At 55.3% G+C, this 13,836-nt stretch carries 12 protein-coding genes; 4 read left to right on the forward strand and 8 right to left on the reverse strand.

Annotated elements, in window-relative coordinates:
- Positions 1-8: 8 nt before the first annotated feature.
- Both KGFNPO_RS06620 and map read right to left on the reverse strand, forming a co-directional pair.
- Entirely contained in the window at positions 9-2,567 is a 2,559-nt protein-coding gene (locus KGFNPO_RS06620) for a [protein-PII] uridylyltransferase (protein ID WP_472633764.1), read from the reverse strand.
- Between the two features lie 2 nt (positions 2,568-2,569).
- Positions 2,570-3,400 (reverse strand): type I methionyl aminopeptidase, encoded by an 831-nt coding sequence (gene map, locus KGFNPO_RS06625; RefSeq protein ID WP_472633766.1) that lies wholly within the window; start codon positions 3,398-3,400, stop codon positions 2,570-2,572.
- A 154-nt stretch (positions 3,401-3,554) separates the two neighbouring features.
- Here map and serA point away from each other — a divergent pair, with 154 nt between their 5' ends.
- The gene (gene serA, locus KGFNPO_RS06630) at positions 3,555-4,784 is read left to right on the forward strand and encodes a phosphoglycerate dehydrogenase (protein WP_472633767.1); all 1,230 of its coding nucleotides are present in this window, start codon (positions 3,555-3,557) and stop codon (positions 4,782-4,784) included.
- 163 nt (positions 4,785-4,947) lie between these two features.
- Here the strand turns inward: serA and KGFNPO_RS06635 are convergent, their stop codons facing one another.
- The 4 genes from KGFNPO_RS06635 to KGFNPO_RS06650 form a co-directional block, all read right to left on the reverse strand.
- Entirely contained in the window at positions 4,948-5,226 is a 279-nt protein-coding gene (locus KGFNPO_RS06635) for a type II toxin-antitoxin system RelE/ParE family toxin (protein ID WP_472634408.1), read from the reverse strand.
- Complete coding sequence (locus KGFNPO_RS06640) at positions 5,226-5,495, reverse strand: CopG family ribbon-helix-helix protein (protein ID WP_472633769.1); 270 nt, start codon at positions 5,493-5,495, stop codon at positions 5,226-5,228. Before KGFNPO_RS06640 ends, KGFNPO_RS06635 begins: the two co-directional genes overlap by 1 nt.
- Positions 5,496-5,741: 246 nt before the next feature.
- Positions 5,742-7,322, reverse strand: coding sequence for an acetyl-CoA hydrolase/transferase family protein (locus KGFNPO_RS06645; RefSeq protein WP_472633771.1), 1,581 nt, complete (start codon positions 7,320-7,322; stop codon positions 5,742-5,744).
- Positions 7,323-7,592: 270 nt separating this feature from the next.
- Positions 7,593-8,168 carry a helix-turn-helix domain-containing protein gene (locus tag KGFNPO_RS06650; protein ID WP_472633773.1) on the reverse strand — a complete coding sequence of 192 codons (576 nt, stop codon included), beginning with the start codon at positions 8,166-8,168 and terminating at the stop codon, positions 7,593-7,595.
- A 168-nt stretch (positions 8,169-8,336) separates the two neighbouring features.
- Here KGFNPO_RS06650 and kbl point away from each other — a divergent pair, with 168 nt between their 5' ends.
- The 3 genes from kbl (at position 8,337) to KGFNPO_RS06665 (ending at position 12,038) form a co-directional block, all read left to right on the forward strand.
- The gene (kbl, locus tag KGFNPO_RS06655) at positions 8,337-9,554 is read left to right on the forward strand and encodes a glycine C-acetyltransferase (protein ID WP_472633775.1); all 1,218 of its coding nucleotides are present in this window, start codon (positions 8,337-8,339) and stop codon (positions 9,552-9,554) included.
- 11 nt (positions 9,555-9,565) lie between these two features.
- Positions 9,566-10,543, forward strand: coding sequence for an NAD-dependent epimerase/dehydratase family protein (locus KGFNPO_RS06660; RefSeq protein WP_472633777.1), 978 nt, complete (start codon positions 9,566-9,568; stop codon positions 10,541-10,543).
- A 91-nt stretch (positions 10,544-10,634) separates the two neighbouring features.
- Positions 10,635-12,038 (forward strand): L-serine ammonia-lyase, encoded by a 1,404-nt coding sequence (locus KGFNPO_RS06665; protein WP_472633779.1) that lies wholly within the window; start codon positions 10,635-10,637, stop codon positions 12,036-12,038.
- A 21-nt stretch (positions 12,039-12,059) separates the two neighbouring features.
- Here the strand turns inward: KGFNPO_RS06665 and KGFNPO_RS06670 are convergent, their stop codons facing one another.
- Positions 12,060-13,025 carry an alpha/beta hydrolase gene (locus KGFNPO_RS06670; protein WP_472633781.1) on the reverse strand — a complete coding sequence of 322 codons (966 nt, stop codon included), beginning with the start codon at positions 13,023-13,025 and terminating at the stop codon, positions 12,060-12,062.
- A gap of 227 nt (positions 13,026-13,252) precedes the next feature.
- Positions 13,253-13,756, reverse strand: coding sequence for a thermonuclease family protein (locus tag KGFNPO_RS06675; protein WP_472633783.1), 504 nt, complete (start codon positions 13,754-13,756; stop codon positions 13,253-13,255).
- Between the last annotated feature and the right edge of the window lie 80 nt (positions 13,757-13,836).

Here is a 13,836-nt window from a genome sequence, read left to right on the forward strand (position 1 = left end):
GCCCATGGTTATACCCGCAGCGCTTCCAGTAAATCGGTTTCGAGCTTGATTTGGGTTTTGGCGTTATTCAGTATCGGGCCGTCGATCAGGAAAACGTCTTCGACCCGCTCGCCCAGCGTCATGATTTTTGCCATGTGCAGATTCACCTTGTATTTCGCCAGCACATTCGCAATCGCATACAGCAAACCGTTGCGATCGTTGGCGGCAACCGATAGCAGATAATATTGGCCGCGTTCGTCCGGGCGCAAATCGACGGTCGGCTTGATCGGGAAAGTGCGCGACAGGCGCGACAGGCGACCTTGGCTCGGCGCCGTCAATGGTGCCGAGCTCCGCAGCAGTTCGGTCAACTCGTGTTCTATCAGGTTGATGATGTCGCGATAGTTATTGGCGAAAGTCGATTCCGTGACGAAAAAGGTATCGAGTGCATAACCGTGTTTGGTGGTGTGGATCTTGGCATCGAGAATGCTGAAATTCTTGCGGTCGAAGTAACTGCAGATACGGGCAAACAGATCGGGCTGGTCGCGGGTGTAGACCGTTACCTGCAAGCCTTCGCCGATCGGCGCCAGCCGGCTCTTGACGATCGGCACCTGGCTGTCGATCTTGTCATACAGCGAGCGGGTTTGCCAGGCGACATCGGCAGCATCGCTGCGCAAAAAGTAGGCGACATCGAGTTGTTTCCAGAGCGCTTCGTGGGCGTTTGACGGCAAGCCGTACAGGCGCAGCATCTTGAGCGCCTTTTCCTGCCGGTTCCGGAATTCGCGGTCGGTGGAAGGCGATTCGCCGCCCAGCACCCGCAACGTCAGTTGGTACAGGTCTTCCAGCAGTTTGCCTTTCCAGGCATTCCAGACTCTGGGGCTGGTGCCACGAATGTCGGCTACAGTCAGCAAATACAGTGCAGTCAGATGGCGTTCGTCCTTTACCATTTGGGCAAAATTGAGGATCACATCGGGGTCCGACAAATCTTTTTTTTGCGCGACTTGCGACATGGTCAGATGGTTTTCGACCAGGAAAACGATCAGCTCGGTGTCCACTTTGCTTAAGCCGTGATCCTTGCAGAATTTACTGGCATCGACCATTCCCAGCCTGGAATGGTCGCCGCCGCGGCCTTTTGCAATATCGTGAAACAAGGCTGCGATATACAGCAACCAAGGCTGGGCGAAGTTACCCATCAACTGGCTGCAGAATGGATATTCGTGCGCATGCTCGGTCATCGTGAAGCGCCGCACATTGCGCACCACCATCAAGATATGCTGGTCTACCGTGTATGCATGGAATAAATCGTGCTGCATCTGGCCTACGATGCGCCTGAAATTGGGCAGATAGCGGCCCAAAATGCTGGTCTGGTTCATCCCCCTGAGCGCATGCGTGATTCCTTGCGGCGCCTTCAGGATGGCAAGAAATAATGCCCGATTGGCTGGTGCGCGCCGGAAACTGTCATCGATTTCGAAGCGGGCATGCCATAAGGCGCGAAAGGTGCGCGCCGTCATGCCTTCCAGGTCGGAATGCTGCGCCAGCAGCAGGAATACTTCCAGCATTGCGGAAGGACTGGTCACAAAAGTGTCGTTCTGCGCGATATCGATGAAACCGTTGACTTCATTGAAGCGCTCGTTGATCGCGCGCGAATTGATCGGTAGCGGAAACAGCTGCACTTCGATGTTTTGCAGCAGAATTGTATTCAATTGGGTCACAATTTTTGCGGCCCGATAATAGCGTTTCATCAGGAATTCGCTGGCCCGGCAGGCATCGGTGGTGACGAAGCCGAAGGTTTCGGCGATCGGCGTTTGCACATCGAACAGCAAACGGTCTTCGCGCCGGCCGGCATGGATGTGCAGACGTATGCGGATATCCGTGAAGGCCCGTTCTTTCTGCGTCAACTGGCGCGCTTCGGTGGCCGTGATCAAGCCTCTTTCGGCCAGTTCGCGCCAGGAATTGCCCAGTCCGGCCGCTTTTGCGACCCACAGAATGACTTGCAGATCCCTTAATCCGCCAGGACTTTCCTTGCAGTTCGGCTCCAGGCTGTACGGGGTGTCTTCATATTTCGCATGGCGCTGACGCAGTTCCAGCATTTTGGCTTGAAAAAAAGTCTGCGGATTCATCGCCGCCATGTACCGGGCCTGGAGAAACTGGAACAACTTTTTGTTGCCAGTCACCAGCCGGGCTTCCAGCAGGCCGGTTTTAACCGTAATGTCGGCCTCGGACTCGCTCAGGCACTCGTCGATAGTGCGAATGCTGTGACCGATTTCCAGCCCGATATCCCACAGTAGCTGCACCAGTTGTTCCAGTTTTGACTGGAGCTGTGCATCCGGACTGGATGGCAACAGCACGAGCAAATCCACATCCGAACAAGGGAATAACTCGCCGCGGCCATAGCCGCCAACGCCAACCAAAGCCACCGAAGCAGGCAACGCCAGCGCTTGCCAGGCTTGTATCAGTGCGACATCGACATTCTTGCGCAAGGTCTTCAGGAGCTTGTCAGGCTTGCTATCCGCCTGGAATGCCAGGATGGCAGTTTGCCGTTCCGACTTCAGTTGTTCCTTCAGTGCCAGTGCCAGTGCTAGCGATGCCATCTTCAGAATGTGACTATGCTGGCTGGCGTATTGGTAATAAATGCCGGTGGTTGCGGCATGCCGGGAGATAGGGTCAGCACTTCATAGCCTGTTTCAGTCACCAAAATCATGTGTTCCCATTGCGCGGAAAGGCTGCGATCCTTGGTTTTGATGGTCCAGCCATCACCCATTTCGCGCAGTTCGCGCCGTCCGGCATTGATCATCGGCTCCACCGTGAAAATCATGCCCGGTGCCAGCTCTTCGAGCGTGCCAGGACGGCCGTAGTGGAGTACTTGCGGCTCTTCATGAAATACCTTGCCAATGCCGTGGCCGCAGAATTCGCGCACGACGCTGTAACCCGCCTTTTCGGCGTGCTGCTGGATAACGAAACCGATATCGCCCAGATGCGCACCGGGCTTGATTTTCGAAATGCCCAGCCACATGCATTCATAGGTAATCAAGCTCAAGCGCCGGGCTAGAATCGATGGCTCGCCCACAAAGAACATGCGGCTGGTGTCGCCGTGATAGCCGTTCTTGATGATCGTAATGTCAAGATTAATAACGTCGCCATTCTTGAGTACTTTGTCGCCCGGAATCCCGTGACATATAACGTCGTTGACAGAGGTGCAAATGGCTTTCGGAAAAGGAGTGTAGCCGGGCGGGCAATAATTCAGCGGTGCCGGAATAGTGTCTTGCACGTCGGTCATGTATTCATGACACAGGCGGTCGAGCTCGCCCGTAGTCACGCCGACCTTGACATAGGGCGCAATGAAATCCAGGACGTCCGCGCCGAGTTTGCCGGCGATCCGCATACCAACGATATCGTCAGGAGTTTTAATTGAAATAGAAGACATAATGAGTAGCAGTAAGCGTAAATAGCTTAAGAATCGGTTAAAGAAGAATTATAAACGAGCTGACAATTATTTTCTTAGAGGGTGGCTTGTTAGCGCAGCGAAATTGAAGCTGCCGGCAACCCGCTTTTGCCTGCCATGTTAATATTTATTTCAAATGCCTCTTAACCTGCAAATGGAAAAAACAATGCGCAAGATAGTCCTGCTGGAAAATATTCACCCGAATGCTGCGGCCCATCTGGCCGCGTTCGGCCTGACCGATGTGGTGCAGATATCGGCTGCATTATCGGGGCCGGAACTGATTGCCGCGTTGTTGGACGCGGATGCGGTCGGTATCCGTTCGCGCACCCACCTCACCGCCGAAGTCTTGGCGGCCTTGCCCAAGCTGAAAACCATCTGCTGCTTTTGCATCGGCACCAACCAGGTCGATCTCGCTGCGGCGGCGGCGCATGGCGTGCCGGTGTTCAATGCACCGTTTTCGAATACCCGTTCGGTGGCCGAGCTGGTGATTGCGCAAGCCATTCTGCTGTTGCGCCGCATCCCGGAGAAGAACGCCAACGCGCATCGCGGTGTCTGGGACAAGAATGCGCAGGGCGCGTTTGAAGTCCGGAACAAGGTGATCGGGATTATCGGATATGGCAATATCGGCGCCCAGGTCGGCATCCTGGCTGAAAGCGTCGGCATGCGGGTGGTCTACTTTGACCCTGAAAACAAGCTGCCGCTGGGCAATGCCACGCCGGTGCCATCGATGCAAGCATTGCTGGAACAGGCCGATATCGTCACTTTGCATGTGCCGGGCTTGCACAGCACTGAAAACATCATGAATGCCGAGTGCATCGCGCAGATGAAGCCGTCGGCGGTGCTGATCAATGCATCGCGCGGCAATGTGGTCGATATCGATGCGCTCGACCGCGCGTTGCGCGACAAGAAACTGGCGGGGGCGGCGATAGATGTGTTTCCGGTCGAGCCGAGCAACGAGAAAGAACCGTTCGTATCGCCTTTGCTCGATCTCGACAACGTGATCCTGACCCCGCATATCGGCGGCAGCACCGAAGAAGCGCAGGAAAATATCGGCTTCGAAGTGGCCGACAAGCTGGCGCGTTTTCTGCAGGCAGGCACTACCAAGTCGGCGGTCAACTTCCCGGAAGTGGCGCATCAGGACAAGGGCGATTTCAGTCGCATCCTGCATGTGCATCGTAACGAGCCTGGCGTGATCGCCCGCATGAACCTGCAGTTCGCGCAGTTCGGCCTGAATATCGTCGCCCAGCAACTGCAAACCCGCGGCGCGCTCGGCTATGCGGTCACCGACGTGGATGGACCGATTCCGCAGCCATTGATCGATGCCTTGCAAAAAGATGCGGCAACGATACAATGCCGCCGGGTATAACTTGGAAAAGTTGAACGGCCCGTTTTCGAGCGCAGGAAAGTAAAATGGCGTGTAAATATACAATGGTCTGTATATTTACACGCCGCAATGTAATTATGCGGGAAATACCATGTTATTTGGCATACTCCGACATAAATTCGTATTTATTCGCTTCCGTCAGGTATCACACCCGGTCTTCGCGTGTGTGCCATAGCCGCAACACGTAGATCGTGGATTCCTGGATTTCGTAGCGTATCTCATAATGCCCGACGAGAATCCGTCGGACCTCGCGCGGCTCGAACTCTTCCAGTTTTTCACCAATACGCGGATTCTTCAGCAGACTAGTTGACGCGGCAGTAACCGCCTGCACAGTACACGCAGCGGCCGGTTTGTTCACCGGAGCCAAGAAGTCATACAGCCGCGTCAGGTCAGAGAGCGCTTTGCTGGTCCACTTCAGTTCCATCAACGGGGCGCCGGTAGCGGCTGGGCAGTGCTGAGACTATCGGCCCACGCCTGCACGGCCTGGTGGTCGATGAAGCGCGCGGCGTCCACATCGGCCAACGCTTCGCGGGTCAAACGGCTGCGTTCTTCCTCCTGATCGATCCAGGCCGACAGCGCCTGCTTGACGATCCAGCCGCGCGAGCGTTCGAGGCGAACTGCCAACTGATCTACTTTTTCAGCCAGCGGCAGCGGTACGTGTGCGGTGAACACTTTGGTATCTGTCTGCGCCATTCCATTTCCTTTTACATTTTCGTCAGTTTTAATCATAGTGATTAGAAATGATTTATGCAAGATGATGCGTCCGATTGCAGGCACGGCGGCCAGCACTACTAAAGTTGAACGGTCTGTTTTCGGCCGCAGGAAAGTAAAACGGCGTGTAAATATACAATGGTCTGTATATTTACACGCCGCAATATAATTATGCGGGAAATGCCATTTTATTTGGCATACCCCCATCATTTAATTTATGTTTGCCGCCTAGACTGCAAGCGTTTCGGGACTTTCAAGCGGTTCGGACAACAAGCGAATCAGTTCGATTTCCGGCGCCGGATGGGTGCCCGGCGGCAGCATGGAACCGCTGTCGCGGTAGCGGGTGTGCCACGAAAATGCTTGTTCCAGCACGTGCGGCGTTTGTCCGCCGCCCTGATTTGCTTTTGCCACATACTCGTTGAGGAGTTGGCGGTAAGGCTCTGCCACGCACTGATTGATGATGACTTGGGCCCGTTCGCGTGGCGCTAGTCCGCGCAGGTCGGCCAGACCGATTTCGGTGACCAGAATATCGACATCGTGTTCGGTGTGGTCGACATGCGACACCATCGGCACGATGCTGGATATCTTGCCGCCCTTGGCGATCGATTTGGTGGCAAATACCGACAGATACGCGTTGCGCGCAAAATCGCCCGAGCCGCCGATGCCGTTCATCATGTGCGTGCCCAGCACATGGGTCGAATTCACATTGCCGTAGATGTCCGCTTCGAGCGCGGTATTGATGGCGATGATGCCAAGCCGGCGAATGACTTCAGGATGGTTGGTGACTTCCTGCGGACGCAATACCAGACGATCCTTGTAGCGGGCGATATCGCCAAAAACTTGCTTGCTCTTTTCTCTCGACAGGGTAATCGAGGAACCGGAAGCAAAATCGAGTTTGCCGGCGTCGAACAGGTCAAAGGTGGAGTCCTGCAGCACCTCGGAATACATCGTCAGGTGTTCGAACGGGCTATCGACAAAACCCATCATCACCGCGTTGGCGATGGTGCCGATGCCGGCTTGGATCGGCAACAGACTGTCGGTCAATCGTCCCAGTGCCACTTCCTGCTTGAAAAAATTGACCAGATGGCCGGCGATGGCGGCGGTTTCTGCATCGGCCGGCAGGATGGTCGAGGAACTGTCCTTCTCGTCGGTAATGACGATGGCGACGATTTTTTCGAATGGAATTTCAATTGCCGTAGTGCCAATCCGGTCATGCGGCGTCATCAGCGGAATCGGTTCGCGTTGCGGCCGGTGTTTAGGGATGAATATATCGTGCAGACCTTCCAGTTCCAGCGATTGGGTCAGGTTGATTTCGACAATCACTTTTTCGGCAAAAATCGCAAAGCTGGCAGTGTTACCCACCGAGGTGGAAGGAACGATGGCCCCGGTTTCGGTGATGGCGATGGCTTCAACGATGGCGATGTCAATCGGCGCGAGCTGTCTGGTGCGCAGCATTTCAACCGTTTCCGACAGATGTTGATCGATATACATCACTTCGCCGCGATTGATTGCAGCGCGCAGCACCGGGTCCGCCTGGAATGGCATCCGGCGCGCCAGCGCGCCGGCCTCGGTCAATATCTTGTCGACATCGTGGCCGAGCGAGGCGCCGGTTATCAGCGTGATTTTCAGTTTTTCATGGCGAGCCCGCTCGGCCAGTGCCAGCGGCACCTTTTTGACGTCGCCGGCGCGGGTAAAGCCGCTCATGCCGACAGTCATACCATCTTGCACCCACTCGGCGGCAGCTGCCGCAGTGGTCACCTTGCTATGTAATAGGGGCAAACGGATACGATCCAGATATTTTTCAAGCATTTTTCAATCCTCATTCATATTGCTCTGCAAGGCAGACGGCGCTGCCACGGGGGAAAATGATACATAAAAAAGCCCACTTCGTGAGCGGGCTGAAATCAATCTTGATTGGGGTCGAAGCAAAAACGATTCAATTAGTATGTAGCCTAAACAAATCGATCGCAAATGCTAAATCTAAATGTCAGTTATATATTTCATGAATGTTTGTGATGCCTAAAATCAACATTAATAATAGGAAGAAATAGTGCAGGCACTGAGGGCGACACACCTGCTTTATCGGTGAATCACCACCATCAGCGCCCTGGCTTCGGTTTTGCCGGTGTTGCGAATAGCGTGTTGCTGGTCGCCCGGGTAGCGGGCGGTGCTGCCGATTTTCAGTTTTTTCTTTTCGCTGCCGACTTCCAGTTCTATTGCACCGTTGAGCAAGCTCAGGTGTTCCACCGTGCCGGGGTCGTGCGGATTGGATGCCAATTCGCCATTCGGCGCCAGCGTTAACTCATACCATTCGAATTTGCCGGCCAGTTCCATCGGGCCGAGGATGCGCATCACATAGCCGGCATGATCGCCGGGCAGAGTCGGGGTTTCATGCGCTTCCAGGGTGCGTATGGTTGTCGCTTCCGGGGTTTGGCTGGTCAGCAATTCGCCAATGCCGACTCCCAATGCATTGACCAAACGCCAGGTGATGGCAATGGTCGGATTGGCTTTTTCGCGTTCGATCTGGGACAGCATCGACTTCGAAACGCCAGCCACACGCGATAAATCCTCCAGCGTCAAGCCACGTTCAAGTCGCATTTTTTGCAAAGTGGCACCGATTCTAGGCGGGGAATTAGCGGGTTGATTGCTTTTCATCATTGCAAAAATTTTCTTCTGTTAGTAATATCCATTATATCGAATATTAGTTCTGTATATTGGAATATTGTATATGAGTGAATTTTCGCACATCGTAACAGAGTGTTTTCACAAAATGCTGCAGTATCGATGTTCAGGTGCAAACCCCAACAACAACACGAGACCAACATGAGCGCACAACCTAACAATAAGCAATTATTTATCAACAACTTGAGCGAAAAACTCGATGCCTTGCGCGAACAAGGTTTGTACAAGCAAGAACGCGTGCTGGCATCGCGCCAAGGCGCAGAAGTGGTGTGCGACGATGGCCGCAGCCTGATCAATCTGTGCGCCAACAATTATCTGGGCTTGTCGGGCGACGAAGCCACCGTGCAAGCTGCCATCAAAGCTACCGAACAATACGGCTACGGCCTGTCTTCGGTGCGTTTCATCTGCGGAACGCAAACTGTCCACAAGCAACTGGAACGCGCGTTGTCGGATTTTCTCGGGATGGAAGACACGATTTTGTATGCGGCGGCCTTCGATGCCAACGGCGGCGTGTTCGAACCGCTGTTCGATGAGCAGGATGCAATTATCTCGGATGCGCTGAATCACGCCTCCATCATCGACGGCATCCGGCTGTGCAAGGCGGCGCGTTACCGTTACCAGCACAACGACATGGCGGATCTGGAGTTGCAATTGCAAGCCGCCGCCGCAGCCGGCAAGCGCCATACGCTGATTGCGACCGATGGCGTGTTTTCGATGGATGGCACGATTGCGCAGCTCGATAAGATTTGCGATCTGGCCGACCGTTATGGCGCATTGGTGATGATCGACGAATGTCACGCCTCCGGCTTCATGGGCGCGACCGGACGCGGCACGCACGAGCATCACGCCGTAATGGGGCGCGTCGATATCATCACCGGCACGCTGGGCAAAGCGTTGGGCGGCGCGATGGGCGGCTTCACTGCAGCCAAGCGCGAAGTGATCGATACCCTGCGCCAGAAATCGCGCCCGTATCTGTTTTCCAACACGCTGGCACCCTCGATCGCCGGCGCATCGCTATCAGTATTGCAGCGTCTGTCAGCATCGACGGAACTCCGCGACCGCTTGCATGCCAATACGGGTTATTTCCGGCGTGAAATCGCCACCTTGGGTTTCACCATCAAGCCCGGCACCCATCCTGTAGTGCCGGTGATGCTGTTCGACGCCAAAGTGGCGCAACAGTTTGCGCAACGCCTGTATGCACTCGGCGTGCTGGTGACCGGATTTTTTTATCCGGTAGTGCCGATGGGGCAGGCCAGAGTGCGGGTGCAATTGTCGGCCGCGCATAGCACTGAACAACTGGATGTGGCGCTGGCCGCTTTTGCGCAAGCCGGGCGCGAGCTTGGTTTGCTGAATCAATAAGGAATACCGCAATGGAACAAATTTTAGTTATTGGCGCGAATGGACAAATCGGCAGCGAGCTAGTGCTGGCGCTGTCGGCGCAACACAGTGCAGACCATGTGATTGCATCCGATATCGGCAGCAATCTGCATGGCGCGGCGCAATATGAACAGCTCGACGTGCTGGATGCGGCGCGCATGGCGCAACTGATCGACCACCATCACATCACGCAGGTATACCAACTGGCCGCATTGCTGTCCGTCACCGGCGAGCAAGCCCCTTTGCGCGCCTGGACCCTGAACATGGACGGCTTGCTGAATATCCTGGAAATCGCGCGCAAGCGCAGCCAGGCCGGCACGCCGTTGCGGGTATTCTGGCCGTCTTCGATTGCCGCCTTCGGCCCGAATACGCCAGTCGTGGCTACGCCGCAAACCACGATCATGGACCCGACCACCATTTACGGCATCAGCAAGTTGGCCGGCGAACGCCTGTGCGAATATTATTTCCATAAATTCGGCGTCGATGTGCGCAGCATTCGCTATCCCGGCATCATCAGCTACAAGTCGCCGCCCGGCGGCGGCACCACCGATTACGCGATTGCCATCTTCCATGCAGCGTTGCAAGGCGATTGTTATCAGTGCTATCTCGGCCCCGACACCACCTTGCCGATGATCTACATGCCCGACGCAATCCGCGCCACCATCGCGCTGATGGACGCGCCGGCAGCGCAAATCCGGGTGCGCTCTTCCTACAATGTGGCGGGCGTCAGCTTTAACCCGCAACAATTGGCGCAAGCGATTCAGCGCGTATTGCCACAATTCGAGATACGTTATGCGCCGGATGAACGCCAGGCGATTGCCGCCAGTTGGCCGCAAAGTCTGGACGACACCCAGGCCCGCGCCGATTGGGGTTGGCAAGTACAGGTCGATCTGGAGCAGATGGTGGACGATATGCTCAAAAACATTGCGCCGCTACAAACTAAACCTCTGAAATTAGAACGGCTTTTGTAGGTCGGGTGTGCGGCTTCATCGCGTAACCCGACTACGGCGCAGGAATTTTCAGGTTTTTAATCTTCAAAATTAAAATACAAAAGAGACAACCATGGACATGCGGGTATTCGACCTTTTTAAAATCGGCATTGGTCCCTCCAGTTCGCATACGGTTGGGCCGATGCTGGCGGCGCGCCGTTTCCTGATGGAATGCCCGGCGCTGGAGCAGGCGGTACAGGTGCAAGTGGCGCTGTATGGCTCGCTGGCCTTGACCGGCATCGGGCATGCGACCGATAGCGCGGTGCTGCTCGGCCTGATGGGCGAAACGCCGCAGGATATCGCGCCGGAATCGGTCGCCGGCAAGTTGGCTGCGATCAAGAGCAGCGGCCAGATCAGATTGCTCGGCCAGTATCCGGTCTCCTTCGATGCGGCGCGTGATCTGTTGTGGTGCAAGAAAGAAAGCTTGCCGGCGCATCCAAACGGCATGCGCTTTAGCTTGATCCGCAAGGACGGCAGCGCGACAGAAGCAGTGTTTTATTCGGTCGGCGGCGGCTTTATTTGCAGCGCCGAAGAGATGAATACCGCCAAAGCGCCAGTCGCAAACGCCTTGCCCTATCTATTCGACACCATGGCAGATTTATTGCAGCACGGGCGCGACAGCGGCTTGAGCATTGTTGCCATGATGCGTGCCAACGAACTAGTGCATTGCAGCGCGCAAGAACTCGATGCCGGACTGGACCGGATTTGGGACGTGATGCATGAATGCATTGCCAGCGGGCTGCTTGCCAAAGGCGAATTGCCCGGCGGCCTGCATGTCAAGCGCCGTGCGGCGGCGCTGTGGCAGGCGGCGCAAGAACCGGCCGACAGCTTGTTGCACGATAGGTTGTTACACGATGCATTGCCGCACGATGCGCTGCACCGGGTCAGCCTGTATGCGATGGCGGTCAACGAACAAAACGCCGCCGGCGGCCGCGTCGTTACCGCGCCCACCAATGGCGCAGCCGGCATCATTCCGGCAGTGTTGCGCTATTACACCGAAGATTGCCATCCCAGCGATCCAATCAGCGGAGTGCGCGCTTTCCTGCTGGCGGCGGCTGCAATCGGCATGCTGTGCAAACGCAATGCCTCGATTTCCGGTGCGGAAGTCGGTTGCCAGGGCGAAGTCGGCGTAGCCTGCGCGATGGCCGCCGCCGGCTTGGTCGCCGCACTCGGCGGCAGCAATGCGCAAATCGAAAACGCCGCTGAAATTGGCATCGAACATCACCTCGGCCTGACCTGCGACCCGATCGGCGGCCTGGTGCAAATCCCCTGCATCGAGCGCAACGGCCTGGGTGCAGTCAAAGCGATCACGGCCGCCTCGTTGGCGCTGAAAGGCGACGGCACCCATTACGTCAGCCTGGATCAAGTCATCGAAACCATGCGCCAGACCGGTGCCGACATGCAAGCCAAGTACAAGGAAACCTCGCTCGGCGGTTTGGCGGTGCATGTGGTGACGGTCAATCATGCTGCTTGCTGAGCTGAATGCTTCGGATCAGGCTCAGTCAATCCGAAACGCATTTAGCCGCGCATCAAAAGTAAACCCGGCAACATCGTCACCGCGTTTTCCATTGAATACCGCAGCGAAAAAATTTTTCACAATTTTATTGTTTACTTCTCCCCACAACTGGTGCTTGACGCCGACGCCCTTGCCGCTGGTAAAGTCAAAATAGCTAGCCTTGCTTGATGCCAGGTTCATCAAGGTTTTACCTAGCCGGGGTGGATTGACGGTCTCTGCCCAGCTCAATATTTTGTCGTTTTCGTTGATGGTCACAAAGATGCGCTGCCCCGCGACGATCTTGTCTACCCACTTCAGATGATCGATGCTATTGACATCGGCCTGGCTCAAAACGACATTGGTAAAGATGCGCGTCTCGACCTGATAGGCGTTGCTTAGTATGTAATTTTCAAACAGATAATTTCCCAGGCTGTGCGACATGAAATTGATGGTCACGCCGCAATTCAACAACGACGATTCATCCATCGGCGTCATCCAGTCATACAAATAGATGCTGAATTTTTCCAGCAATGCATCGAGTGCGCCGAACGACGCCTGTGCAATACGGCGCGCTTTTCTGTATTCGACCAGCTTGAAGCCGCCGGTGTTGGATGGCCACGAGAACAAAACCATCTCGACGCCGTAACTCTTCTGCAGCAGCCATGCCTGCTCCAGTGTTTCGGGAAAGGGCTTGTCGTAACCGTGGACATAAAACAGGCAATTCTTCTTGCTGGCGACGCAGCGCTTGGCAAGTTTTTGAAACTCCATGCGGGAGGGCAGTGTCTCCGGCGTCAGATTGGCCGGCTCCAGCGCCAGCTTTACAACCCATCGTTCGTTGACCCGCGTCACATTGGCCAGTCTCAACTCGTTGGGGCCTTTATCGTTGACTTGCTCGCCGAAGCCGGTTTCGTTACTGACACCGTTCTTAAAATTGCTTTCGATAATATTTCGATTAGTTACGACCAGCATGGCCCGCTCCTCTCGCTTCATTATTGATTATGCCCAGTGCTATTAGACGATGGCCTTTGCGCGCGCTTATTGCGGTAGGTCAGAGCGAAGTCTTTCTAAGCGGATTAGTTGTACCGCCGATGTGTGGCAGAGACGGCATAACTGTGCATGCTGGCCGGCTACTTTTTGCCTTTGATAATGTGTTTAACGCAATATCGCACAGTAGAGCGGGGCCGTTTTGGCATGCGCTAGCGCCGCTTCCTGATGATGTCGACCGGCACGCCCCAGATGCCGATCCCTCGGGATTGTGCAATCCTTTCCAGCGCAGAATATTGGAAAGGGGCGTCCGGCAACGCCACCGCCCATCCTTTCTGCAACAGCCATTCACTGAGATCCTCATTTCCCAGTGTGCAACTGGCTGTGATGCTGTCGTCAACATGACGCATCTGTTGCGTGCAGTGTACGAAGTCGCCCTCGATCTTGAAGTTAAGCGCCAGCGCTGCCCGGCTTCCGCATGGCACAGGCCGGACGAAGGTATAGCAGGTCTGTTCGGTCGGTGGAATATAGATGCCGTAGAGATGGATGCGGTAGCCGGATATCTTCAGTAAACCGTCATCCTGCATGGAGGCGAAGCCCGAGATCTCGCCATCGGCCATGGCTTGCAGCGGCGTCGTGGCGGCGACAAGAATTGCCAGCGCAAAGTTGCGTAGGGGGGTAAGGAAGTGAGTGAGGAAGTGCGCGGTAGTTTTCAACGTGGCTTCTCATCGGGTCAATGAACCGAGCATATTCAATTATGTTTGATCGGCTCTGATCCTGTTAGTACCGTGAACAG

It is taken from the genome of Gelidimonas diazotrophica, assembly GCF_055694025.1.

Coding starts and splice junctions, on each gene's coding strand:
- KGFNPO_RS06620 (WP_472633764.1), bottom strand. CDS start 2,567: ATGGCATCGCTAGCACTGGCACTGGCACTGAAGGAACAACTGAAGTCG.
- map (WP_472633766.1), bottom strand. CDS start 3,400: ATGTCTTCTATTTCAATTAAAACTCCTGACGATATCGTTGGTATGCGG.
- serA (WP_472633767.1), top strand. CDS start 3,555: ATGCCTCTTAACCTGCAAATGGAAAAAACAATGCGCAAGATAGTCCTG.
- KGFNPO_RS06635 (WP_472634408.1), bottom strand. CDS start 5,226: ATGGAACTGAAGTGGACCAGCAAAGCGCTCTCTGACCTGACGCGGCTG.
- KGFNPO_RS06640 (WP_472633769.1), bottom strand. CDS start 5,495: ATGGCGCAGACAGATACCAAAGTGTTCACCGCACACGTACCGCTGCCG.
- KGFNPO_RS06645 (WP_472633771.1), bottom strand. CDS start 7,322: ATGCTTGAAAAATATCTGGATCGTATCCGTTTGCCCCTATTACATAGC.
- KGFNPO_RS06650 (WP_472633773.1), bottom strand. CDS start 8,168: ATGAAAAGCAATCAACCCGCTAATTCCCCGCCTAGAATCGGTGCCACT.
- kbl (WP_472633775.1), top strand. CDS start 8,337: ATGAGCGCACAACCTAACAATAAGCAATTATTTATCAACAACTTGAGC.
- KGFNPO_RS06660 (WP_472633777.1), top strand. CDS start 9,566: ATGGAACAAATTTTAGTTATTGGCGCGAATGGACAAATCGGCAGCGAG.
- KGFNPO_RS06665 (WP_472633779.1), top strand. CDS start 10,635: ATGGACATGCGGGTATTCGACCTTTTTAAAATCGGCATTGGTCCCTCC.
- KGFNPO_RS06670 (WP_472633781.1), bottom strand. CDS start 13,025: ATGCTGGTCGTAACTAATCGAAATATTATCGAAAGCAATTTTAAGAAC.